Here is a 21,558-nt window from a genome sequence, read left to right as displayed (position 1 = left end):
ACAGTCCTTAAAAATCTTAAATTTCTACCGGGGTATCGGGATGGTTGCCCCATTCGCCCCAGGAGCCGGCGTAGCCCTTGACCCGCGGATAACCGAGAGCCTTGGCCACCAGATAGGTGAAGCCAGAACGGTGGTGGGTCTGGCAGTGGGTAATCACTTCTTTGTCTTTGCTGATCCCGAGTTGTTCGAGGATCTGCGGCATGTCGGTGCGGATGCGCAACTGGCGTGCCCGATCCATGCCGGCGGTCCATTCGAAATTGACCGCGCCGGGAATGTGCCCGCCCTTGGCCGCCAGGACCTTCTCGCCGGAATACTCCAGCGGCCCGCGTGCGTCCCAGATGGCCAGGTCGGCGGCGCCGAGGCGGCTTTGCAGGTATTCACGGGTGGCGGTGGGTTCATCGTGCAGGGTCAGAGAAACCGGGCCGCCCACGGCTGGCGGGATCTGGATCGACATGGGCAAGCCTTCTGCCAGCCAGGCCGTCAGGCCGCCGTCGACATAGTGGTACTGGCTGTGGCCGATGACATCCAGCAGCCAGATAAAGCGTCCGGCCCAACCGCCGCCTTCGTCGTCATACACCACGTAGACCGCATCGGGATTGTGTCCCAGCTCGCCAAACAGCGTTTCGAGTGCTGCCTGCGGGGGCATCAGTCCCGGGGCGGGTGCCTGCCCCAGCTGCGTGCGTTTCGGATCGACAAAACGCGCGCCGGGAATGTGTCCCTCGGCGTAGCGGGCGGGACTGGTCAAGTCCACCAGAATCAGTTCGCGGGCGTCGAGGCGAGGGAGCAAGTCGCTCGGCTCGATCACCAGCGGCAAGCCAGAGAAGTCAGACATGTGAGGTCTCCAGAGCACAAAAGGGAGGATTGTAGCGCAGCCTTATTGGCCACGGTGGCTAAAGCTGTGCAGGGCTTTCTCGATGCACTGCGCGGTTTTGCCGAAGGCCTGTACGGAAACTTCCGAAAACGGCCCGCCGCCCTGATCCGCCACGACGATCATGATCACCCGGCCATTGTTGACCAGCGAGCGCAGCAGCAGGTGTTCGCCGCTGAACTGTGAGCGCAGGCTGTTGGGCAGCAGGGCCGAGAATTGCGCGTTGTTGGCCGGCGTCAGGCGGACCTGGGCCTGTTGCGCGAGCAGGCGTTGCAATACGTTGCTCTGGCTGACCACGAAGTTCAGCCCGGCCGTTTCCTTCGGCAGGCCGGCCGTCTGGTGCACGCGCAGGTTGGCATGGGTACGGTCGGCCATCAGGATCATCACCCGACGCATGCCGCAGGCTGCAAGGGCGTCCCGGGCGGCGATGGTCAGGTGCATGGCGTTGGTGAAACGACTCGGCTCGGCCAGCAATTCGGCGCATTGCTTGCGCCATTTCGCCAGATCTTCGGCAGTGGGGGCCGCGGCCGGTAGCAAGCCTGAGTGGACACGGTTCATGCCCCACGGCCAGATCAGCGATTCGGCGGGGTGCCAGAGGTCGGGCATGGCGTGATGGCGCGCGCTGTTGGCGGCTTGCTGGTGCAGTTGTTGTTGCACCTCATCCATCGGCATTTGCAGGTAAAGGCTGGTCAGGTACTGCCAGCGTTCACTGTGCGGGCTGTCCCAGGCGTGTTGTGCCGACAGCGCCAGCCCGTTGGCCAGCAGCACCGTATTGGCCGGTTGATTGAGCCAGCGGCGCAGGGTCGGATCGTCATCGAGGCGGTTCTGCTGGCGCAACGGGTGCTCGCTGTCACGGGCGATGCGCAGGACTTTCACCAGCTCCCGCTGCTCGGTGAGCAACAGGCGATAGCCCTGTTGCACCCAGATCGGCAAGCGCCAGACCTCCACCAGCGCCTGGCCGATGTCCAGCAGGCGTACGCCAAACAATTGCTTTTCGACTTTACGTGCCGACTCACCTTTATGGATGACCCGCAGTTCCCAGTCTTCGAGCAGTTTTGGATGGGTCAGCGCCAAAGGCCACAGGGGCGAAAGAAACAGCAGGCTGCCCCAGTGGATGTCCTGCCACAGGCGCGCCAGGCGACTGGCAAAAAAACCATTGGCCTGTTGCGTGGCGTGCTGGCTGATCATCTGCAGCTGACGCAAGGCTTTGGGGATTTCGGACTGGGGTTCAGCGGGCAGCCGCGCGAGCAATTCTTCGGTGCGTTTCAGGCCGAGGCGATTGATCGCGATCTCGAGGTTTTCCGCCGGCTCGGTCATGCCACCATGAGTGTGTCGGTTGGCTTCGCGAATCACGCTCAAGGCCAGGGCGGGGCTGCCTTGCATGAGGTCGGCGATATCGCGCAGCGAGCTGCGATTGTCGCGGATGGCCTTGCAGACCCGGTCGTGGCTGGCTTGCGGAACCGGCAGGCGCACGCCATCGAGCAGCTTGACCCAGCCTTCGAGCGTCGTTGGTTTTGGTGTTGGAACGTTCGTTTCGTTAACCATGGTGGGAGGCGATCATCGTCAACAATACCTGTGCCCGGAAGGGGTCAAATTAGCTTTTCGCCTGAACTGGCTATAGTCTGGCGCAGTTTTGCCGATAAGTAGAAGAAGAGATTTTTTAACTTCCGAATATGACCTTGAACCCGACTCAGTAAGTGCTCTCCTAACCTATGGCTAAAATTATCGGCATCATCGTCGTATTCGCGAGCGTGCTCGGCGGATACGTGCTTTCCCACGGCAAGATTGCCGCCCTGATCCAGCCTTTCGAGGTCATGATTATTGGCGGTGCAGCCCTCGGCGCATTCTTGCAGGCCAACCCCGGCTACATGACGATGCACGTGCTCAAGAAGTCCCTGGGCATGTTCAGCTCGCGTTTCAACCACGCCTTTTACCTTGAAGTGCTGGGCCTGATCTACGAGATCCTCAACAAGAGCCGCCGCGAAGGCATGATGGCCATCGAAGGCGACATCGAAGATGCCGCCGCGAGCCCGATCTTCGCCAAGTACCCGACGGTCCTCAAGGACGAGCGCATGACCGCGTTCATCTGTGATTACCTGCGCATCATGTCCTCCGGCAACATGGCCCCGCACGAGCTGGAAGGCTTGTTCGACATGGAACTGTTCAGCCTCAAGGAAGACCTGGAGCACCCATCTCACGCGGTCAACGGCATCGCCGACGCCATGCCCGGTTTCGGTATCGTCGCGGCGGTACTGGGTATCGTGGTGACCATGGCTTCGCTGGGTGAGGGCGACCAGAAGTCCATCGGCCTGCACGTCGGTGCGGCACTGGTCGGTACCTTCTTCGGTATTCTCGCCGCCTATGGCTTCTTCGGCCCGCTGGCCCATTCCCTGGCCCACGATGCCAAGGAAGAGCTGAACGTCTACGAAGCCATCAAGGCTTCGCTGGTGGCTTCGGCTTCCGGCATGCCGCCATCGCTGGCCGTTGAGTTCGGGCGCAAGGTTCTGTACCCGGCGCACCGTCCAAGCTTCGCCGAGCTGGAACAAGCGGTTCGTGGTCGTTAAGAAATGGAAAATAACCAGCCGATAATCATCAAGCGCGTCAAGCGCTACGCCGGCGGGCATCACGGGGGCGCCTGGAAAATCGCCTTCGCCGACTTCGCCACGGCGATGATGGCGTTCTTCCTGGTGTTGTGGCTGCTCTCCACCGCCACGCCGGAACAGAAGATCGCCATCGCCGGTTACTTCAAGGACCCGATCGGCTTTTCCGAAAGCGGCACGCCTTACATCATCGATCTGGGCGGCACGCCGACCCTGGCGCCGGAAAACACCCTCAACCCTGAGGTGAAGTCCCAGCCGCAGCCGGACAAGGTCACCATCGATACCGACCAGGTCGAAGGCATGGCCGAGCAGGTCGAAAAGGAACGTCTCGAACTGTTGCTGCAAGAACTGCAGAACAAAGTTGATGAGAATCCGCAGTTGCAGAAGTTCAAGGACCAGATCCTGTTCGAAATTACCCCGGACGGCCTGCGTATCCAGATCATGGACGCGGAAAACCGCCCGATGTTCGACTCGGGCTCAGCTCGCTTGAAGCCGTATTTCGAAGACATCCTGCTGGCCATGGCCGACACCATCAAGGCGGTGCCGAACAAGATCAGCATCAGCGGTCACACCGATGCCAAGCCGTACACCGGCACCGGTGATTTCGGTAACTGGGAACTCTCGGCCAACCGTGCCAACGCCGCACGGCGTGCGCTGGTGGCGGGCAGCTATCCGGATGCACAGGTGGCGCGCGTGGTCGGTTATGCCTCGTCGGCGTTGTTTGATCGCGAGCATCCGTTCAACCCGGTGAACCGCCGTATCGACATCGTGGTCCTGACCAAGAAAGCCCAGCGTGCCATCGAAGGTTCGCAAGGCGCGGAGCCAGCTCCCGATGCACCGCAAGGTTCGACTGCTCCGGACGGCGCGCCGGCCACACCGGTCGATCCAAATGCGTTGCCGGCGGACAAGGAGCCGCTGCCGGCTCACGAACTGCGCGAACGGTTGAACCTGTTCGATGATCCAGCGCCGAAGCCGGGTGAGTCTGGCGCCCGGCCGTGACGCCCTGATTTCCCTGTCATGGATCTCGCGTAACGACAAAATGCCCGTATCTAGCGATACGGGCATTTTTACAGCTGAGAGCGATGCCTGGGTGAGTGCGGACGCTATAAAATATTCAGGCTATTTATCGGCTGAATTGAAGTTGATCCTGAATTTTCCTTCTGTTAATGCGGGCCTCTCCTTAGTGGTGTCGGAACTTTCATAACAAACAAACGTGCCTTGAAAGTTGTTATCGGTACTGTCTGTAATCGATATTTTCCCCCGCTGGGCATACCACAATCTTTCGGGTGGGATTTCCTTGCCTGGCTCAAATTTAATAACCTCTGAGTGAGGTTCTAAAACATGGCTGCCTTTGCCCCAGCTAATCGGGATAAAAAATAAAATTAAATATCCATCCGTGGATGTAGCATTAATGTAGCGGAGCTCGGAGCTGAGGCTGCCATACAAAGAATGAAAGTCGAATGGCTTTTCTAAATTCTCCAATTTCATTGACGCACGGACCGCTCCGTCCATTTTTTTCGCATTGTACTTCTTATCGAAATCTTTAACGTTCATATGGGTTTCTCGTGTTGAGATTGTCAGGCAGGCTGCCTCCACTCAAGCAGCCAAGCTGGTAGCCAACGAAGAAACAACGCGATGAATAGCCGGGTTAATTCATTCACCCAGGCTTCTCAAGTTCTCAGCATTCCTCTGCTGATATAGTCGGTGAGCTGTTTTCCTTTATCTACTGTTATAGTTGACAGTTCTTTAGATCGAAGGGCGATAAACAGAGAGGTGTTTGCTGGTTTTCAGTGATGTTGGTGGAGCATGCAATGTGCTGAAAGTGTGTTCGCCAATTGGGCGTGGAGTAATAATTGGTTTTGCAAGAGCGGAAAAAAACCATATCTGACGATAGGTTTTTTCTTTTAAATAGTCGATTGATTGTTGGTTTCTCAGGCGACTCTCTAGCAATCAACTTCAGTTAACGATGACGCGTATAAGCGTGGTAAAAGCGCTGCCTATGGTTCCATCGCGAGTAAGCTCGCTCCTACAGATGATGGGTGAGAGAAACCCCGACCGGTCAAGAGGACGGATCGGGGAGCAGAGTGACGTCAGAACCCACGGATGATTCGGGACTTGAGCTCGGCGTGAAAGCGATCCGCATTGGATTTGTTGACGCTGCGCACCGACTCGCTGCCGGTCACCGATTCCAGCGACATCGAGCGCTTGAGCGTCGCTTCGTTGCGATAGGCATCGATAAAGAAGTCGATGTCCCGGTCGCTGGTCAGCTTCGGCCATTTGTCCAGGTACAGCGGCAGCTCGGTCGGGCCGGTCTTGAACGAGCAGATGCGTCGGTTGGTGATGGTCGCCTCGCCGATTTCGAACGGCACCCACCAGGACAGCGCGGTTTTCTCCGAGACTACTGCCAGCAGGTGCGTGCATTCACTAATGTTGCGGGTGATCACGCCGGTGATGTCGTCGGTGGTCTGGGATTCGGGGTCCAGCACATCCAGGTAGGTCTTGATGTTCGCCTGCAGCAGGCGGGTGTTGATGTTGATCGCGTAGGCGCGGTCCATGTGGCGGTAGCTGATAAACACTGGCATCAGAAATGTCCCTTGATCGCGAGTTCGCGGTAATAGGCGCCGAGGGCGGTGAGGCGGCAGCCGGTGGAGTGGATGGCGGCGTAGTACATATGCTCGGCGTCCACCGGTTCGACCAGGCTGTGGCGGTTGCACTTTTGCAACTGGGCGAAGACGTCGCCGTGCTCCGGGTTGAATTCAGGCTCGGTGGGCTCAAAGCTGGGGGCGAGGGGGTACACCGACTCCGCTTCGGAAAACCATTCGGGGAGTTTGCGCAGGATCTCCTTGGGGATCAGCGGCGACACTTCGCGCAGGGAAATGAACTGCGAGACGTTGGTCTTGAACACCGGGCGCTGTTCCCAGGCATCGAGGGCGTTGTCGACAAACGAATAGAGGCTGCCGGGTGTGATCTTGCCCAGGATGTTCGCTGCTCCGCCGTGCAGGGCCTGGAGCAACAGTCCAGTGAACACGCCGTGTTGCGCGCCCTCCATCGCCGGCTCTTCCTTTTTACAGGCGGTCAGGATGGTCATGCCTTCGCCGACCACACTGCCCTCGCTGCGCAAGGCGCGCAGTTCGCCGGCCGAGCCGCTCTGACAGCAATCGAGGATGATCACTTTGTTTTTGATCTTCGTGGCCTTGCTCGCCCAGTTGAGAATGTCGCTGAGGCGAATCCCGTCCTTGGCGCTCTTGTAATCCTGGGGGATCAACATGCCTTCGTCGGTGTCGGTGTCGAAGCTGCCGTGGCCGGCGAAATACAGCAGCGCGACATTGCAGTCCCCGGAAAACAGTTCGCGAATCTGGTCTTCGAGCTTTTCCCGGCTCAGGTAGTCCTCGGCGGAGGTCAGCACGATGTTCTTGAAGTTCGGATCGCCATTGGCGTCGGTCTTCAGCACGGAAGCCATGGCCATGGCGTCATTGCTGCAACCGCTCAGGCGCGAAACGTGGGTGTAGTCGTTGATGCCGATAAACAGTCCCTTGCGCATGGTTACACCGCCGTATGCTGGCGAATGGCGCTGATGATGCTGTTGGTGTTCCAGGCACACTCGGCATGTGCCGCCTCACGCACTACCGTGGAAATCCGCTCGGCGCCGAACGGCTTGATCGCAATGATCACCTTGCCCATGCGCTTGGCGATCTCGATTTCCTTGTTGATCCACTTGCTGTAGGTGGAATACATCCCGGCCATGATCAATACCGCCGAACACGGACGGATCTTGTTTTCGATGGCCTCCTCAAGTTGTTTGTCGGTTTTCGCGCCGACAATCGGGTTGTCCGGCGGCACCGAAAAATTCTTGTAGGTGAAGCCGGGCTTGGCGTTGAGCAGGCGCACGAGATTGTCGTGGGCGTCGGAGTAGTTCCACGAGTGGCTGATGAACAGATGGTAGGTTTGCATGGGTGTCCCTCGGTGTCGCTGGAGTGCGAAGAGGGTTTGAAACTAGGCGATTACAGGGCGGCTACAAGAGGTCGGCGCGGAAAGAGAAATGCCCTACAAGCGAGCGTGCGCACGTCTTACAGAAAGGTCTGATGTTTAAGCGGGGGAAGTTCCAGGCGCCGACCACCCCGCGTAAAACCGGGCGGTCGGCACGTCTGTTTAGTAGCCGTTTTCCGGCAGGCTGGCGATGATCGAGCGGTAGCTGTTCATCCGTTGCTGCTGCACGCGGCCATCCTCAAGGGCCTTGAGCAGGGCGCAACCGGGTTCGCGGTCATGCTTGCAGTCGCGGAAGCGGCAGGTGCCCAGCAGGTCGTTGAACTCGATGAAGCCGGCTTCGACGTCGGCACGGCTGACGTGACCCAGGCCGAATTCGCGGATACCCGGGGAGTCGATCAACTCACCGCCGCCGGGGAAGTGGAAGAGCCGCGCGGTAGTGGTGGTGTGGGTGCCCTGGCCGGACAGCTCGGACAGCGGGCCGACGCGGGTCTCGACATCCGGCAGCAGGCTGTTGACCAGCGACGACTTGCCGACACCGGACTGGCCGACGAACACGCTGATGCGTCCGTCCAGTTGCGTCTGCAATTGTTCCATACCGTTACCGTGATGCGCCGACACTTCCAGCACCGGGTAACCGAGGGTGCGGTATACGGCGAGCAAGGCATTCAGCGCAGGGGCGTTGTTTTCGTCGATCAGGTCGAATTTGTTCAGCAGCAGCAGCGGCTTGATGCCCGCATGTTCGGCCGCCACCAGGTAGCGGTCGATCAGGTTGGCGTGGGGCTCGGGCAGCGGTGCAAACACGATGACGATCATGTCGACGTTGGCCGCCACCGGCTTGAGCTGACCACGGCTGTCCGGGCGGCACAGCTCGGTGTTGCGCGGCAGTTGCGCCACGATCACGCCGATGCCCTGGTTGCCGGCGCGCCACACCACCTGATCGCCGGTCACCAGCGCCGGCAGGTTCGCGCGCAGGTGGCAACGGAACACCTGGCCGGCGAGCTCGCCGTCGCGGGCCTCGACCTCGACCTGCACACCGAAGTGCGCGATTACCAGGCCGTGCTGTTCCGGGCCCAGATCGCCGCCCTCAAGTGCCTCGACAGCCGAGGACTCGCGTTTGGCGGCGCGGGCAGCGCGTTCGCCCTGAATCTTTTCGATGCGCCAGTTTTGGCGGCGATTGAGTTGGCGTTTGGCCATGGGTGTTCCGTATAAAGAATGCAGCGATTAGGTAAAACGGCCGCGAGTTTAGCACGCCCGGCCACCGGCCTAGGCTAAACTGCGCAGCATTGCTTAGGAGCCGAACATGCAAAATCCGCAGAACCTGATCTGGATCGACCTGGAAATGACCGGTCTGAACCCTGATACCGACGTCATTATCGAAATGGCCACCATCGTCACCGACAGTGACCTGAACACCCTGGCCGAAGGCCCGGTGATCGCCATTCACCACAGCGACGAAATCCTCGCCGGCATGGACGAGTGGAACACCCGTCAGCATGGCGGTTCCGGGCTGACCCAGCGGGTTCGCGATAGCCGTATCAGCATGGCCGAAGCCGAAGCCGAAACCATCGCCTTCCTGGAAAAGTGGGTGCCGAAGGGCAAATCGCCGATCTGCGGCAACAGCATCTGCCAGGACCGTCGCTTCCTTTATACCCACATGAAATCCCTGGAAAGCTATTTCCACTACCGCAACCTCGACGTGTCCACGCTCAAAGAGCTGGCGGCGCGCTGGGCACCGGACGTGCGTGACAGCTTCAAGAAGGGCAGCACCCACCTGGCGCTGGACGACATCCGCGAATCCATCGCCGAGTTGCAGCACTACCGCAAGCACTTCATCAAGTCCTGATCGGACTCCCCTGCAGGAGCTGCCGCAGGCTGCGATCTCTTGATCTTGATTCTTGAAAGACAGGATCAAAAGATCGCAGCCTGCGGCAGCTCCTACATGGGAATTGTGAAAGTGGGTAGACTGCGCGCCTTTTCGCAAGGACCGCCACCATGTTGCTGATGCTCTACCTGATCGCCATCACCGCCGAAGCCATGACCGGCGCCCTGTCTGCCGGGCGTCGTGGCATGGACTGGTTTGGCGTGGTGCTGATCGCTTGCGTCACGGCGCTGGGGGGCGGTTCGGTGCGCGATGTGCTGCTCGGGCATTACCCGCTGACATGGGTCAAACACCCGGAATACCTGGTGCTGACCACGGCTGCGGCGATGATTACCGTGTTCACGGCACGCTGGATGCGGCATTTGCGCTCACTGTTTCTGGTGCTCGATGCCATGGGGCTGGTGGCTTTCACCCTGATCGGCTGCATCACTGCCCTGGAAATGGGCCATGGCATGTTGGTCGCCTCGGTCAGCGGCGTGATCACCGGAGTATTTGGCGGCATCCTGCGGGACATTTTCTGCAACGATATTCCGCTGATCTTCCGGCGTGAGCTGTATGCCAGCGTCTCGTTTGCGGCGGCGTGGTGCTACATGCTCTGTCTATACCTGAACTTGCCAGGAGAACAGGCGATTCTGATCACCCTGTTCGGCGGTTTCCTGTTGCGCTTGTTGGCGATCCGTTTCCACTGGGAAATGCCCAAGTTCGTCTACAACGACGAAGCCTGACGCCGCGATCCCCCTACGCGAGACCGTGTTGTTTCAAGGCCCACTCGACGTGTTCGCGGACCAGTTCGGACGGATGCTCGCGCCGCGCTTTCAACGCCTCCAGCACCGGAATCGTCGAAGGCGCATTGCCCAGGCCTACCGCCAGGTTGCGCAACCAGTTTTCGTAACCGGTCCGACGCAGCGGCGAGCCTTCGGTGCTGCTCAGGAATTTCTCCTCATCCCACATGAACAGTTCCGCCAGTTCGGCGTTGTCCAGGTTGTGCCGCGGCTTGAAGTCGCTTTCGCCGGACGGGCGGGCGAAGCGGTTCCAGGGGCAGACAATCTGGCAATCATCGCAACCGAACACCCGATTGCCGATCAGCGGCCGCAGGTCTTGCGGGATCGCGCCTTTGAGTTCGATGGTCAGGTAGGAAATGCAGCGCCGGGCATCCAGCACGTAAGGGCCGACGAAAGCATTGGTCGGACAGATGTCGAGGCAGGCACTGCAGCGGCCGCAGTGTTCGGTGGCGTGGGGCGGGTCCACCGGCAGCGGCAAGTCAACGAACAGCTCGGCGAGGAAGAAATAACTGCCTGCCTTGCGATTCAACACCAGGGTGTTTTTGCCAATCCAGCCCAGGCCGGCCTGTTCGGCGATGGCTTTTTCCAGCACCGGTGCACTGTCGACAAAGGCACGGAACCCAAACGGGCCGATTTCTGCCTGAATCTTGTCCGCCAGTTGTTGTACGCGCTTGCGGATCAATTTGTGGTAATCACGACCCAGGGCATAACGCGAGACGTAGGCTTTTTCCGGTTGGGCGAGCATTTTCGCCATGTGGGTGTCGCCCGCCAGGTAGTCCATGCGCAGCGAAACCACGCGCAAAGTGCCGGGCACCAGCTCCTCCGGGTGTGAGCGTTTACTGCCATGGGCGCCCATGTAGTCCATCTCGCCGTGGTAGCCGGCGGCGAGCCAGCGCTCCAGGTGTTGCTCGTGCTCGCCCAGGTCGAGGCCGCTGATGCCGACTTGCTGAAAGCCCAGCTCGCGGCCCCAGTCCTTGATGGATTGGGCGAGGGCAGGCAGGTCTGTGGTAATAGCGGGCATGATGCGAGAGAAACCGGAGCTGAGGTGCGTATAATTCTGCCAGACATCGGAGTCCGAAGACGCATGCCGCACACTAAAGATGAATTACCCGACGCACTGTACAGTGCCGCGCAAGTGCGAGCACTCGACGCGAGCCTGATCGCCGCCGGCACACCGGGCTTCGAATTGATGCAGCGCGCGGCGCGGGCGACGTGGCGGGCGCTGGTGCGGCAATGGCCGACAGCGAACGAACTCAGTGTACTCGCCGGCCATGGCAACAACGCCGGGGACGGGTATCTGGTGGCCGTGTTGGCCCAGCGTGCAGGATGGGCCGTCCGGGTGTTGGCCGTCGGAGATCCGCAGCGTCTGCTGGGGGACGCGGCCTTGGCCCATGCCGAGGCGGTATCTGAAAAAGTGCTCATCGAGCCCTGGACGGCACAATCCGGATTGCGCGGCATCGTCCTGGATGCTTTGCTCGGCACCGGCCTGAGTGGCGAGGTGCGTGAGCCGTATGCCAGCGCCATCACCGCGATCAATGTGAGCGGGCTGCCGGTCGCGGCGGTGGATATTCCTTCAGGACTGTGCGCCGATACCGGTCGCATCCTCGGCCTGGCGGTGCAGGCCGACCTGACAGTGACCTTCATCGGCTTGAAATTGGGATTGTTCACCGGCGAGGCGGCGGATGTGGTCGGCGAACTGCTGTTCAACGACTTGCACGCAGACCCCCGGTTGATAGAAGGCGCTGCTTTCACCGCCCGTCGCCTGACTGCAGCTAACCTGCCGCGTCCAGCGGCGCGGGCACCAGCTTCCCACAAAGGCAAATTCGGTCATGTGTTGCTGATTGGCGGCGATCGCGGGTTGGGTGGCGCGATCCTGCTGAGCGCGCAAAGTGCGCTGCGCAGCGGTGCGGGCATGGTGTCGGTGGCGACCCGCAGCGAACATGTCGCGGCCGCACTGGCGCGGATCCCCGAGGCGATGGTGCTGGGCACTTCCTCGGCCAATCAGTTGATGGATTTGCTGCAAAAGGTTTCCGTGTTGGTTGTCGGTCCGGGGCTGGGGCAGGCGGGTTGGGGGCGCAGTTTGTTGTCGGCCGCTGCTAACGCAGCGTTGCCGCAAGTCTGGGACGCCGATGCGCTGAACCTGCTGGCCGAGGAGCGTGTGAGTTTGCCCAGGGATTGCGTGATCACCCCGCACCCGGGCGAAGCGGCGCGTTTGCTCGGAATGAGTACGGCGCAGGTGCAAGCCGACCGACCGGCAGCGGCCCATGCATTGAGCAAGAAATATTCGGCGGTCGTGGTGCTCAAGGGGGCCGGGAGCCTGGTTACCTGTCCCGACGGGCGGCTGGCCGTCTGTCATCAGGGCCACCCGGCGATGGCTACTGCCGGTTTAGGCGATGTACTGGCCGGTTTGCTCGGCGCATTGCTGGCCCAGGGCATGGAACCCTTCGACGCGGCCTGCCTGGCGGTCTGGCTGCACGCCAATGCCGGTGAGCAACAAGGGAAATTCGGCCGCGGGCTGGCGGCCAGTGATCTGATTCCAGTCATTCGTCAGTTGTTGGAGGAGCAAGCACCGTGTCTGAAGTAACCCTGTACCTGGCCGATGAGCAGGCCATGAGCGACTTTGGCGCACGCATTGCCCGAATCACCCAAGGTCATGGCCTGATCTTCCTCGAGGGTAACCTGGGGATGGGCAAAACCACCTTGTCCCGAGGCATCATCCGCGGCCTGGGGCATGTCGGGGCAGTGAAAAGTCCGACCTTCACCCTGGTTGAACCCTACGAGATTGGCGACATTCGCGCCTTCCATTTCGATTTGTACCGTCTGGTCGATCCGGAAGAGCTGGAGTTCCTCGGTATCCGCGACTATTTCGAAGACGATGCCCTGTGTCTGATCGAGTGGCCCGACAAAGGTGCAGGCTTTTTGCCAAAGCCGGACCTGACCATTACCATTAGCCCGCAAGACAGCGGGCGTTCGCTGAAAATTTTATCCCAGGGCTCGCGTGGCGAGGCCTGGTGTGCCGCTTTGGCATTGGAATCCAAATAAATGATGGGGTTAGGTATGCGCTTTCGCGCGTTGGTTGCTGCCGTAGGGGTGTTGTTTCTGGCGGTGACCGTCGACGCTGTGGCCGATTCGAAGGTCAACAGTGTTCGTCTGTGGCGGGCACCGGACAACACGCGCCTGGTGTTTGACCTGACTGGCCCGGTGCAGCACAGCGTGTTTACCCTGACCGCGCCGGATCGCCTGGTCATCGACATCAATGGCGCGACCCTCGGTGCGCCACTCAACGTCAATACGTCGAACACCCCGATTACCGCCATGCGCTCGGCTCAACGCACACCGACCGACCTGCGGGTGGTCATCGACCTGAAAAAGGCGGTGACGCCAAAAAGCTTCTCCCTGGCGCCGAACGCCCAGTACGGCAACCGGTTGGTGGTCGATCTGTTCGATAACGCCGCGGATGCCGCGCCTCCTCCAGCGCCGGCACCGTCGGTCGCCACGGTGCCCGCCGTGCCGGTCACGCCTGCCGAACCTGCAATCAAGCTGCCGCCGGCCCCGGCCGGAAAGCGCGACATCATTGTGGTGATCGATGCCGGACACGGTGGCGAGGACCCGGGTGCATCGGGTTCTCGTGGTCAGCGTGAGAAAGACGTGGTGTTGCAGATCGCCCGCGAATTGCAACGTCAGATCAACGGCATGAAAGGTTTCCGCGCCGAACTGACCCGTACCGGCGACTACTTCATTCCATTGCGCGGCCGTACCGAAATTGCCCGCAAGAAGGGCGCCGACCTGTTCGTCTCGATCCACGCCGACGCCGCGCCTTCTGCTGCTGCTTTCGGTGCCTCGGTATTTGCCCTGTCCGATCGCGGCGCAACTTCCGAGACCGCCCGCTGGCTGGCTGACAGCGAAAACCGTTCCGACCTGATCGGTGGTGCCGGCAACGTCAGCCTCGATGACAAGGACCGCATGCTCGCTGGTGTGCTGCTCGACCTGTCGATGACGGCCTCCCTGACGTCCAGCCTGAACGTTGGCCAGAAGGTGCTGAGCAACATTGGCCGGGTCACGCCTCTGCACAAGCAGCGGGTCGAACAGGCCGGGTTCATGGTGCTGAAGTCGCCGGATATTCCGTCGATCCTGGTGGAAACCGGGTTCATCTCCAACGCCAACGAAGCCTCGAAACTCGCGGCATCGAACCACCAGCAGGCGCTGGCGCGTTCGATCAGCAGCGGCGTGCGCCAGTTCTTCCAGCAGAACCCGCCGCCGGGCACTTACATTGCCTGGTTGCGCGACTCCGGCAAGATTGTGCAGGGGCCACGTGACCACCGCGTCAACCCGGGCGAGACCCTGGCGATGATCGCCGTGCGTTATCAGGTGTCGCCCGCGGCCTTGCGCAGTGCCAACAACCTGTCGAGCGATGAGCTCAAGATCGGTCAACACCTGACCATTCCGGGTACTGAACTGGCGGCCAAAGAATGAATCAGGTCGTGAACAGCGGCGCTCGCATCGAGCTGCTCAGCCCGCGACTGGCGAACCAGATTGCCGCCGGTGAGGTGGTCGAACGTCCGGCTTCGGTGATCAAGGAGCTGCTGGAAAACAGCCTCGACTCCGGTGCCAGGCGCATCGACGTCGATGTGGAGCAGGGCGGCGTCAAGTTGCTGCGGGTGCGCGACGACGGCAGCGGCATTTCCGCCGATGACCTGCCGCTGGCCCTGGCCCGTCACGCCACCAGCAAGATCCGCAACCTGGAAGACCTCGAGCAGGTCATGAGCCTGGGCTTTCGCGGTGAGGCCCTGGCATCGATCAGCTCCGTCGCGCGCCTGACCCTGACTTCCCGCACCCGTGACGCCGATCAGGCCTGGCAGGTCGAGACCGAAGGCCGTGACATGGCGCCCCGCGTGCAGCCTGCGGCGCATCCGGTGGGCACTTCGGTTGAAGTGCGCGACCTGTTCTTCAATACCCCGGCGCGGCGCAAGTTTCTCAAGACCGAAAAAACCGAATTCGATCACCTGCAGGAAGTGATCAGGCGTCTGGCCCTGGCGCGCTTCGATGTGGCGTTCCATCTGCGCCACAACGGCAAGACCATCCTCAGCCTGCACGAGGCCCATGATGATGCGGCCCGTGCCCGGCGCGTGGCGGCGATTTGCGGGCCGGGCTTCCTGGAGCAGGCCCTGCCGATCGAAATCGAGCGCAACGGCCTGCACTTATGGGGCTGGGTCGGCCTGCCGACCTTCAACCGCAGCCAGGCCGACTTGCAGTATTTCTTCGTCAATGGCCGTGCCGTGCGCGACAAGCTGGTGGCCCACGCGGTACGCCAGGCCTATCGCGACGTGCTGTTCAACGGTCGGCACCCGACCTTCGTGCTGTTTTTCGAAGTCGATCCGACCGGCGTCGACGTCAATGTGCACCCGACCAAACACGAAGTGCGCTTCCGCGAAGGGCGCATGGTTCACGATTTCCTCTACGGCACCTTGCATCGCGCCTTGGGCGATGTGCGCCCCGATGATCATCTGGCGGCACCGGTTGCCACGGCCATTGTCCGGCCTACCGGCCTCGAAGCCGGTGAATTCGGGCCCCAGGGCGAAATGCGCCTGGCCGCCAATGCGTTGCTGGAACAGCCTCAGGCCCAGCCCTCGTTCAATGCGCCGGCGGGTTCGGGTGCTGGCGCCGGTTATCAGTATCAATACACGCCGCGCCCGCAGTCCGGTGTGCCTGTCGCCGAAGCGCAGGCCGCCTACCGCGAGTTTTTTGCGCCGCTGCCCGAGGCCAATGCCGTCGCGCTACCGGCCGGGCAGGACGACATCCCGCCGCTGGGTTATGCGCTGGCACAGCTCAAGGGCATCTACATCCTTTCGGAAAACGCCCAGGGCCTGGTGCTGGTGGACATGCACGCCGCACACGAGCGGATCATGTATGAGCGTCTGAAGGTGGCGATGGCCAGCGAGGGCCTGAGTGGTCAGCCGTTGCTGGTGCCGGAGTCCCTGGCCGTCAGCCAGCGTGAAGCCGATTGCGCCGAGGAACATGTCGCCTGGTTCCAGCGCCTGGGCTTTGAGTTGCAGCGCCTGGGCCCGGAAACCCTGGCCATCCGACAGATCCCGGCGCTGCTCAAGCAGGCCGAAGCCAACCGGCTGGTCGCGGACGTCCTGGCTGATCTGATGGAATTCGGCACCAGCGACCGCATTCAGGCGCACCTGAACGAGTTGCTCGGGACCATGGCCTGCCACGGTGCGGTTCGGGCGAACCGGCGTCTGGCCCTGCCGGAAATGAATGCCCTGCTGCGTGACATGGAAAACACCGAGCGCAGCGGTCAATGCAACCATGGCCGACCGACCTGGACCCAACTGGGCCTGGACGATCTGGACAAACTGTTCTTGCGCGGTCGTTGATGAGCCAGCTCCCACCTGCGATTTTCCTGATGGGCCCGACCGCCGCCGGCAAGACCGACCTGGCCATCGAACTCACCAAAGTCCTGCCTTGCGAGTTGATCAGCGTCGATTCGGCGCTGGTCTACCGTGGCATGGACATCGGCACCGCCAAGCCTTCCAAAGAGCTGCTGGCGCAATATCCGCACCGTCTGATCGATATTCTCGACCCGGCCGAGAGCTATTCGGCTGCGGATTTCCGCCGTGACGCCCTGGAAGCCATGGCCGAGATCACCGCGTGCGGAAAAATTCCGCTGCTGGTAGGCGGCACGATGCTCTATTACAAGGCTTTGGTTGAGGGCCTGGCGCAGATGCCGGCCGCCGACCCGCAAGTGCGTGCACAGATCGAAGAAGAGGCTGCACGCCTTGGCTGGCAAGCCCTGCACGACCAGTTGGCAGTGATCGACCCGGTTTCTGCCGCGCGTATTCATCCGAACGATCCGCAGCGTCTGAGTCGAGCGCTGGAAGTTTATCGGGTAAGCGGTCAGAGCATGACTGCGCTACGCTTGCAACAATCTGTGCAAAGTACCGAAGCAGCCGCTTCGGGACAGCAACAATTGCCCTATACTGTCGCGAACTTGGCTATTGCCCCGGCAAATCGCCAGGTACTGCACGAGCGAATTAAACAAAGATTCACTTTAATGTTGGAACAGGGATTCATTGACGAGGTCGTAGCCCTGCGTAATAGAGGTGACCTGCATGCCGGGATGCCGTCTATACGTGCAGTAGGCTATCGCCAAGTCTGGGACTACCTGGATGGCAAGCTGACGTCAGCCGAGATGCAGGAGCGTGGAATCATTGCCACGCGCCAATTGGCGAAACGCCAGTTCACCTGGCTGCGCAGTTGGACTGACCTGCATTGGCTGGACAGTCTGGATTGCGACAATCTGCCGCGCGCCTTGAAATACCTTGGGACCATCTCCATATTGAGCTGAGTCCTTGCAATTGCCGTCTATCCTTGGGGGTGTGGCGGCTAAAGCCATCTGTTTACCTATTTTTTATATTGAATCCTTAAAGGAGTGCGGCACATGTCAAAAGGGCATTCGCTACAAGACCCTTACTTGAATACTTTACGTAAAGAGAAAGTTGGGGTGTCCATCTACCTGGTCAACGGTATCAAACTGCAAGGAACGATCGAGTCGTTCGACCAGTTCGTCATCCTGCTGAAAAACACCGTAAGCCAGATGGTCTACAAGCACGCTATCTCTACAGTGGTACCAGTTCGTCCAATTCGTCTGCCTAGCGCAACCGAATCCGATGCAGGTGACGCTGAGCCAGGTAACGCCTGATAGGAGTCTCCTTTGTTCTTTGAGCGCCACGGTGGTGGTGAGCGAGTGATCCTCGTTCACTTGGATGGACAGGACCCTGAGGCGCGCGAAGATCCGCAGGAGTTTCAGGAATTGGCTAATTCGGCCGGCGCCGAGACCGTTGCGTTTTTTAACGTGCCGCGTCATCGGCCAACCGCCAAATTTCTGATTGGCAGCGGCAAGGTCGAGGAGCTACGCGATCTGGTCCATGCCGAAGAAGCAGACCTGGTCATCTTCAATCACGTCCTCACACCCAGTCAGGAACGTAACCTCGAACGTGTCTTCGAGTGTCGCGTGATCGACCGCACCGGTCTGATTCTCGATATTTTCGCCCAACGCGCCCGCACCCATGAAGGCAAGCTCCAGGTAGAACTGGCCCAGCTTGACCACATGAGCACCCGGCTGGTTCGTGGCTGGACCCACCTTGAGCGTCAGGCTGGCGGTATCGGCATGCGTGGCCCGGGTGAAACCCAGCTGGAAACCGACCGTCGTCTGCTCCGGGTTCGCCTGCGGCAGATCAAGGGCCGCCTGGAAAAAGTGCGCAGTCAGCGCGAACAGTCGCGACGCGGCCGTTCCCGTGCCGATATTCCTACCGTGTCCCTGGTGGGCTATACCAACGCCGGCAAATCCACGCTCTTCAATAACGTGACGAAATCCGACGTGTACGCGGCTGACCAGTTGTTTGCCACGCTGGACCCGACCTTGCGCCGTCTGGAACTGGACGACCTGGGGCCGATTGTCCTGGCTGACACTGTGGGTTTCATTCGCCACTTGCCCCATAAGCTGGTCGAGGCATTTCGGTCTACGCTCGAAGAGTCGAGCAACTCCGACCTGCTGTTGCACGTGATCGATGCGGCTGAACCGGATCGCATGTTGCAGATCGAGCAGGTGATGGTGGTGCTGGGCGAGATTGGTGCCCAGGACTTGCCGATCCTCGAGGTCTATAACAAACTCGATTTGCTTGAAGGCGTTGAGCCACAAATCCAGCGCGACGAAAACGGCAGGCCCCAACGGGTCTGGCTCTCGGCACGTGATGGCACAGGTCTGGAATTGCTTGAGCAAGCCATTGCCGAGTTGCTGGGCAGTGAATTGTTTGTCGGTACCTTGCGCTTGCCTCAGCGTTTTGCGCGTCTGCGTGCACAGTTTTTCGAGCTGGGCGCGGTACAGAAAGAAGAATACGACGAAGAAGGTGTCAGCTTGCTGGCCGTTCGATTGCCGCGCTCGGAGCTCAATCGACTGGTCAGCCGTGAAGGCGTTGTGCCGACGGAGTTTATCGAGCAACACACTTTGCAATAAAAGCCTGAGAAAGCGGTTGTGCCGTGGTGACAGGCATTCTGTAGCATTGGTCGGCGCGCCGTGGGTGCGTCTTTGCTTTATCAGATGGAGAGCGCTATGGCTTGGAATGAGCCGGGTGGCAACTCGAATAATCAGGATCCTTGGGGTGGCAAGCGTCGTAACAACGGCGACCGCAAGGGGCCACCGGATCTCGACGAGGCCTTCCGAAAGCTGCAGGAAAGCCTGAACGGTTTGTTCGGTGGTGGTAAGAAACGTGGTGGCGACGACGGCGGTGGTCCGGGCAAGAGTGGCGGCTTTGGCGGCCTGCTCGGCATCGGCCTGGTCGTGTTGGCTGCCGTTTGGCTGTACAGCGCGGTTTATGTCGTCGACGAGCAGGAGCAAGCCGTGGTGCTGCGCTTCGGCAAGTACTACGAAACCGTGGGGCCGGGCCTGAATATCTATTTCCCGCCGATCGACAAGAAGTACATGGAAAACGTCACGCGTGAGCGTGCCTACACCAAGCAGGGCCAGATGCTGACCGAAGACGAGAACATCGTCGAAGTGCCGCTGACCGTGCAGTACAAGATCAGCAACCTGCAGGACTTCGTGCTGAGCGTCGATCAGCCGGAAATCAGCCTGCAGCACGCGACCGACAGCGCCTTGCGCCATGTGGTGGGTTCCACCGCCATGGACCAGGTACTGACCGAAGGTCGTGAGTTGATGGCCAGCGAGATCAAGGAGCGTCTGCAACGCTTCATGGACACCTATCGCACCGGTATCACTGTTACCCAGGTCAACGTTCAGAGCGCAGCGGCACCGCGCGAAGTCCAGGAAGCCTTCGATGACGTGATCCGTGCCCGGGAAGACGAGCAGCGTTCGCGCAACCAGGCCGAAACCTATGCCAACGGCGTCGTGCCGGAAGCCCGTGGTCAGGCCCAGCGCATCCTTGAGGATGCCAATGGTTACCGTGACGAGACCGTCTCGCGCGCCAAGGGTGAGGCCGATCGCTTCACCAAGCTGGTTGCCGAGTACCGCAAGGCGCCTGAAGTCACCCGCCAGCGTCTGTACCTGGACACCATGCAGGAAGTCTTCAGCAACACCAGCAAGGTGCTCGTGACCGGCAACAAGAACGGCCAGAGCAATCTGTTGTACCTGCCGCTGGACAAGATGGTCGAAAGTGGTCGCAACACCAGCACTCCGGTGACCAGTGCGGCAGCCACCAGCAATGAAGCGAATGCGCGTGCGGCAGCTGATCTGCAGCAACAGCAAGCACGTACCAGGGAGAGTCGCTGATGAGCAATAAATCGCTGATCGCCCTTATTGTCGGCGTCGTCGTGGCGATCGCTGCCTGGAACTGCTTCTACATCGTGGCTCAGACCGAGCGTGCGGTGTTGCTGCAGTTCGGTCGCGTGGTCCAGACCGATGTTCAGCCAGGCCTGCATGTGAAAGTGCCTTACGTTAACCAGGTGCGTAAATTCGACGCACGCCTGATGACGCTGGATGCACCGACACAACGCTTCCTGACGCTGGAAAAGAAAGCCGTGATGGTCGATGCCTACGCCAAGTGGCGCGTGAAGGACGCAGAGCGTTACTACACCGCGACTTCCGGCCTCAAGCAGATCGCCGACGAACGTCTGTCCCGTCGTCTCGAATCGGGCCTGCGTGACCAGTTCGGTAAGCGCACCTTGCACGAAGTGGTCTCCGGTGAGCGCGATGCGTTGATGGCGGACATTACTGCTTCGCTGAACAAGATGGCTGAAAAGGAACTGGGCATCGAAGTGGTCGATGTACGGGTCAAGACCATCGACCTGCCGAAAGAAGTGAACCGCAGCGTGTTCGAACGTATGAGCACCGAGCGTGAGCGTGAAGCTCGCGAGCACCGCGCCAAGGGTAACGAGCTGGCCGAAGGCATCCGTGCCGACGCCGATCGTCAACGCCGCGTGCTGCTGGCTGAAGCCTATCGTGAATCCGAAGAGGTTCGCGGTGACGGCGATGCCCAGGCCGCTGCGATCTACTCCAAGGCCTACGGTCAGGATCAGGAGTTCTACGCGTTCTACCGTAGCCTGCGTGCCTACCGTGAAAGCTTCGCGAACAAATCCGACGTCATGGTCCTCGACCCAAGCAGCGACTTCTTCCACTACCTGGAAAAAGCCAAGCCTTGATACGGCGTTGACCTGATTTATCCCCCGCCGGGCGGCTAAAACCTCTGGCGGGGTGATCCTTTGGGAAAACGTGTGTATGATGCGGCAGCCGGGAAATTCCCGGCTTTTTTGCGTCTGCACGTTTGATTGCTGATTTAAAGCAGATGCCGGGCCGATTGGCTCGACAGTTTTTCGAGGAAAGTGGTTGGCGAAGCCGGTAGAAAGGCTTTTCGCTCCGTCGCTCATGCGCGTGGTTTGTGCGCAAGCCGATCATTTTCTGCTTCACTCAAGGCTCGCCGACAG

Annotated in this window: 21 protein-coding genes; 13 read left to right on the top strand and 8 right to left on the bottom strand. The window is 60.4% G+C overall.

Annotated features, from left to right (window positions below; translation table 11 throughout):
* Positions 1-16: 16 nt before the first annotated feature.
* Complete coding sequence (locus KW838_RS13130; protein ID WP_218501279.1) at positions 17-832, bottom strand: rhodanese-like domain-containing protein; 816 nt, start codon at positions 830-832, stop codon at positions 17-19.
* Between the two features lie 42 nt (positions 833-874).
* Complete coding sequence (locus KW838_RS13125) at positions 875-2,413, bottom strand: HDOD domain-containing protein (protein ID WP_218501278.1); 1,539 nt, start codon at positions 2,411-2,413, stop codon at positions 875-877.
* 167 nt (positions 2,414-2,580) lie between these two features.
* On the opposite strand from KW838_RS13125, the gene motA reads away from it, so the two are divergent.
* Positions 2,581-3,432, top strand: a complete 852-nt coding sequence (motA, locus tag KW838_RS13120) for a flagellar motor stator protein MotA (RefSeq protein WP_046039800.1) — start codon at positions 2,581-2,583, stop codon at positions 3,430-3,432.
* Between the two features lie 3 nt (positions 3,433-3,435).
* Positions 3,436-4,467: a flagellar motor protein MotB gene (motB, locus tag KW838_RS13115; RefSeq protein WP_102698651.1), complete on the top strand. Its 1,032-nt coding sequence runs from the start codon at positions 3,436-3,438 to the stop codon at positions 4,465-4,467.
* Between the two features lie 120 nt (positions 4,468-4,587).
* On the opposite strand, the gene KW838_RS13110 is transcribed toward motB, so the two are convergent.
* The 5 genes from KW838_RS13110 to rsgA form a co-directional block, all read right to left on the bottom strand.
* Positions 4,588-5,022, bottom strand: coding sequence for a hypothetical protein (locus KW838_RS13110; protein WP_102698652.1), 435 nt, complete (start codon positions 5,020-5,022; stop codon positions 4,588-4,590).
* Between the two features lie 536 nt (positions 5,023-5,558).
* Positions 5,559-6,050, bottom strand: a complete 492-nt coding sequence (locus tag KW838_RS13105) for a toll/interleukin-1 receptor domain-containing protein (protein ID WP_218501277.1) — start codon at positions 6,048-6,050, stop codon at positions 5,559-5,561.
* The gene (locus KW838_RS13100; protein WP_218501276.1) at positions 6,050-7,009 is read right to left on the bottom strand and encodes a caspase family protein; all 960 of its coding nucleotides are present in this window, start codon (positions 7,007-7,009) and stop codon (positions 6,050-6,052) included. The genes KW838_RS13105 and KW838_RS13100 overlap by 1 nt, the downstream gene beginning before the upstream one ends.
* A 2-nt stretch (positions 7,010-7,011) precedes the next feature.
* Positions 7,012-7,419: a TIR domain-containing protein gene (locus tag KW838_RS13095; RefSeq protein ID WP_007978807.1), complete on the bottom strand. Its 408-nt coding sequence runs from the start codon at positions 7,417-7,419 to the stop codon at positions 7,012-7,014.
* A 198-nt stretch (positions 7,420-7,617) separates the two neighbouring features.
* Positions 7,618-8,649, bottom strand: coding sequence for a small ribosomal subunit biogenesis GTPase RsgA (gene rsgA, locus KW838_RS13090; protein ID WP_007978809.1), 1,032 nt, complete (start codon positions 8,647-8,649; stop codon positions 7,618-7,620).
* Between the two features lie 106 nt (positions 8,650-8,755).
* On the opposite strand from rsgA, the gene orn reads away from it, so the two are divergent.
* Positions 8,756-9,298, top strand: a complete 543-nt coding sequence (orn, locus tag KW838_RS13085) for an oligoribonuclease (protein ID WP_116580709.1) — start codon at positions 8,756-8,758, stop codon at positions 9,296-9,298.
* A gap of 149 nt (positions 9,299-9,447) precedes the next feature.
* On the top strand, positions 9,448-10,059 hold the full coding sequence (locus KW838_RS13080; protein ID WP_007973246.1) for a trimeric intracellular cation channel family protein: 612 nt from the start codon (positions 9,448-9,450) through the stop codon (positions 10,057-10,059).
* Positions 10,060-10,072: 13 nt separating this feature from the next.
* Here KW838_RS13080 and queG read toward each other — a convergent pair whose 3' ends face one another.
* Positions 10,073-11,137, bottom strand: coding sequence for a tRNA epoxyqueuosine(34) reductase QueG (gene queG, locus KW838_RS13075; protein ID WP_218501275.1), 1,065 nt, complete (start codon positions 11,135-11,137; stop codon positions 10,073-10,075).
* 63 nt (positions 11,138-11,200) lie between these two features.
* On the opposite strand from queG, the gene KW838_RS13070 reads away from it, so the two are divergent.
* From KW838_RS13070 to hflC, 9 genes are all read left to right on the top strand, one after another.
* The gene (locus tag KW838_RS13070; protein WP_218501274.1) at positions 11,201-12,700 is read left to right on the top strand and encodes an NAD(P)H-hydrate dehydratase; all 1,500 of its coding nucleotides are present in this window, start codon (positions 11,201-11,203) and stop codon (positions 12,698-12,700) included.
* Positions 12,688-13,158: a tRNA (adenosine(37)-N6)-threonylcarbamoyltransferase complex ATPase subunit type 1 TsaE gene (tsaE, locus tag KW838_RS13065; protein ID WP_007973252.1), complete on the top strand. Its 471-nt coding sequence runs from the start codon at positions 12,688-12,690 to the stop codon at positions 13,156-13,158. Before KW838_RS13070 ends, tsaE begins: the two co-directional genes overlap by 13 nt.
* A complete protein-coding gene (locus KW838_RS13060) occupies positions 13,159-14,589 on the top strand; it encodes an N-acetylmuramoyl-L-alanine amidase (RefSeq protein WP_102698657.1) in 1,431 nt (476 codons plus the stop codon).
* Positions 14,586-16,496, top strand: a complete 1,911-nt coding sequence (gene mutL / locus KW838_RS13055; protein WP_007973255.1) for a DNA mismatch repair endonuclease MutL — start codon at positions 14,586-14,588, stop codon at positions 16,494-16,496. Before KW838_RS13060 ends, mutL begins: the two co-directional genes overlap by 4 nt.
* Positions 16,496-17,467, top strand: coding sequence for a tRNA (adenosine(37)-N6)-dimethylallyltransferase MiaA (miaA, locus tag KW838_RS13050; protein WP_218501273.1), 972 nt, complete (start codon positions 16,496-16,498; stop codon positions 17,465-17,467). Before mutL ends, miaA begins: the two co-directional genes overlap by 1 nt.
* Positions 17,468-17,560: 93 nt before the next feature.
* Positions 17,561-17,821 (top strand): RNA chaperone Hfq, encoded by a 261-nt coding sequence (gene hfq / locus KW838_RS13045; protein ID WP_003221112.1) that lies wholly within the window; start codon positions 17,561-17,563, stop codon positions 17,819-17,821.
* A 12-nt stretch (positions 17,822-17,833) separates the two neighbouring features.
* Entirely contained in the window at positions 17,834-19,135 is a 1,302-nt protein-coding gene (hflX, locus tag KW838_RS13040) for a ribosome rescue GTPase HflX (RefSeq protein ID WP_095964699.1), read from the top strand.
* A 96-nt stretch (positions 19,136-19,231) separates the two neighbouring features.
* Positions 19,232-20,407, top strand: a complete 1,176-nt coding sequence (gene hflK, locus KW838_RS13035) for an FtsH protease activity modulator HflK (protein ID WP_102698659.1) — start codon at positions 19,232-19,234, stop codon at positions 20,405-20,407.
* Positions 20,407-21,276 (top strand): protease modulator HflC, encoded by an 870-nt coding sequence (hflC, locus tag KW838_RS13030; RefSeq protein ID WP_007973264.1) that lies wholly within the window; start codon positions 20,407-20,409, stop codon positions 21,274-21,276. The genes hflK and hflC overlap by 1 nt, the downstream gene beginning before the upstream one ends.
* The last annotated feature ends 282 nt before the right edge of the window (positions 21,277-21,558 follow it).

This window comes from Pseudomonas sp. PDM27, assembly GCF_019219205.1.
GTDB classification, from domain to species: domain Bacteria; phylum Pseudomonadota; class Gammaproteobacteria; order Pseudomonadales; family Pseudomonadaceae; genus Aquipseudomonas; species Aquipseudomonas laurylsulfatiphila.
This window is presented reverse-complemented; position numbering and strand designations above follow the sequence as displayed.

What these genes read in the sequence shown, in the direction of transcription:
- orn (WP_116580709.1), top strand. Translation starts at nt 8,756, where the DNA reads ATGCAAAATCCGCAGAACCTGATCTGGATCGACCTGGAAATGACCGGT.
- KW838_RS13105 (WP_218501277.1), bottom strand. Translation starts at nt 6,050, where the DNA reads ATGCCAGTGTTTATCAGCTACCGCCACATGGACCGCGCCTACGCGATC.
- motB (WP_102698651.1), top strand. Translation starts at nt 3,436, where the DNA reads ATGGAAAATAACCAGCCGATAATCATCAAGCGCGTCAAGCGCTACGCC.
- KW838_RS13110 (WP_102698652.1), bottom strand. Translation starts at nt 5,022, where the DNA reads ATGAACGTTAAAGATTTCGATAAGAAGTACAATGCGAAAAAAATGGAC.
- KW838_RS13100 (WP_218501276.1), bottom strand. Translation starts at nt 7,009, where the DNA reads ATGCGCAAGGGACTGTTTATCGGCATCAACGACTACACCCACGTTTCG.
- miaA (WP_218501273.1), top strand. Translation starts at nt 16,496, where the DNA reads ATGAGCCAGCTCCCACCTGCGATTTTCCTGATGGGCCCGACCGCCGCC.
- rsgA (WP_007978809.1), bottom strand. Translation starts at nt 8,649, where the DNA reads ATGGCCAAACGCCAACTCAATCGCCGCCAAAACTGGCGCATCGAAAAG.
- hflC (WP_007973264.1), top strand. Translation starts at nt 20,407, where the DNA reads ATGAGCAATAAATCGCTGATCGCCCTTATTGTCGGCGTCGTCGTGGCG.
- KW838_RS13125 (WP_218501278.1), bottom strand. Translation starts at nt 2,413, where the DNA reads ATGGTTAACGAAACGAACGTTCCAACACCAAAACCAACGACGCTCGAA.
- queG (WP_218501275.1), bottom strand. Translation starts at nt 11,137, where the DNA reads ATGCCCGCTATTACCACAGACCTGCCTGCCCTCGCCCAATCCATCAAG.
- hfq (WP_003221112.1), top strand. Translation starts at nt 17,561, where the DNA reads ATGTCAAAAGGGCATTCGCTACAAGACCCTTACTTGAATACTTTACGT.
- mutL (WP_007973255.1), top strand. Translation starts at nt 14,586, where the DNA reads ATGAATCAGGTCGTGAACAGCGGCGCTCGCATCGAGCTGCTCAGCCCG.
- KW838_RS13095 (WP_007978807.1), bottom strand. Translation starts at nt 7,419, where the DNA reads ATGCAAACCTACCATCTGTTCATCAGCCACTCGTGGAACTACTCCGAC.
- KW838_RS13130 (WP_218501279.1), bottom strand. Translation starts at nt 832, where the DNA reads ATGTCTGACTTCTCTGGCTTGCCGCTGGTGATCGAGCCGAGCGACTTG.
- KW838_RS13080 (WP_007973246.1), top strand. Translation starts at nt 9,448, where the DNA reads ATGTTGCTGATGCTCTACCTGATCGCCATCACCGCCGAAGCCATGACC.
- KW838_RS13070 (WP_218501274.1), top strand. Translation starts at nt 11,201, where the DNA reads ATGCCGCACACTAAAGATGAATTACCCGACGCACTGTACAGTGCCGCG.
- motA (WP_046039800.1), top strand. Translation starts at nt 2,581, where the DNA reads ATGGCTAAAATTATCGGCATCATCGTCGTATTCGCGAGCGTGCTCGGC.
- KW838_RS13060 (WP_102698657.1), top strand. Translation starts at nt 13,159, where the DNA reads ATGATGGGGTTAGGTATGCGCTTTCGCGCGTTGGTTGCTGCCGTAGGG.
- hflK (WP_102698659.1), top strand. Translation starts at nt 19,232, where the DNA reads ATGGCTTGGAATGAGCCGGGTGGCAACTCGAATAATCAGGATCCTTGG.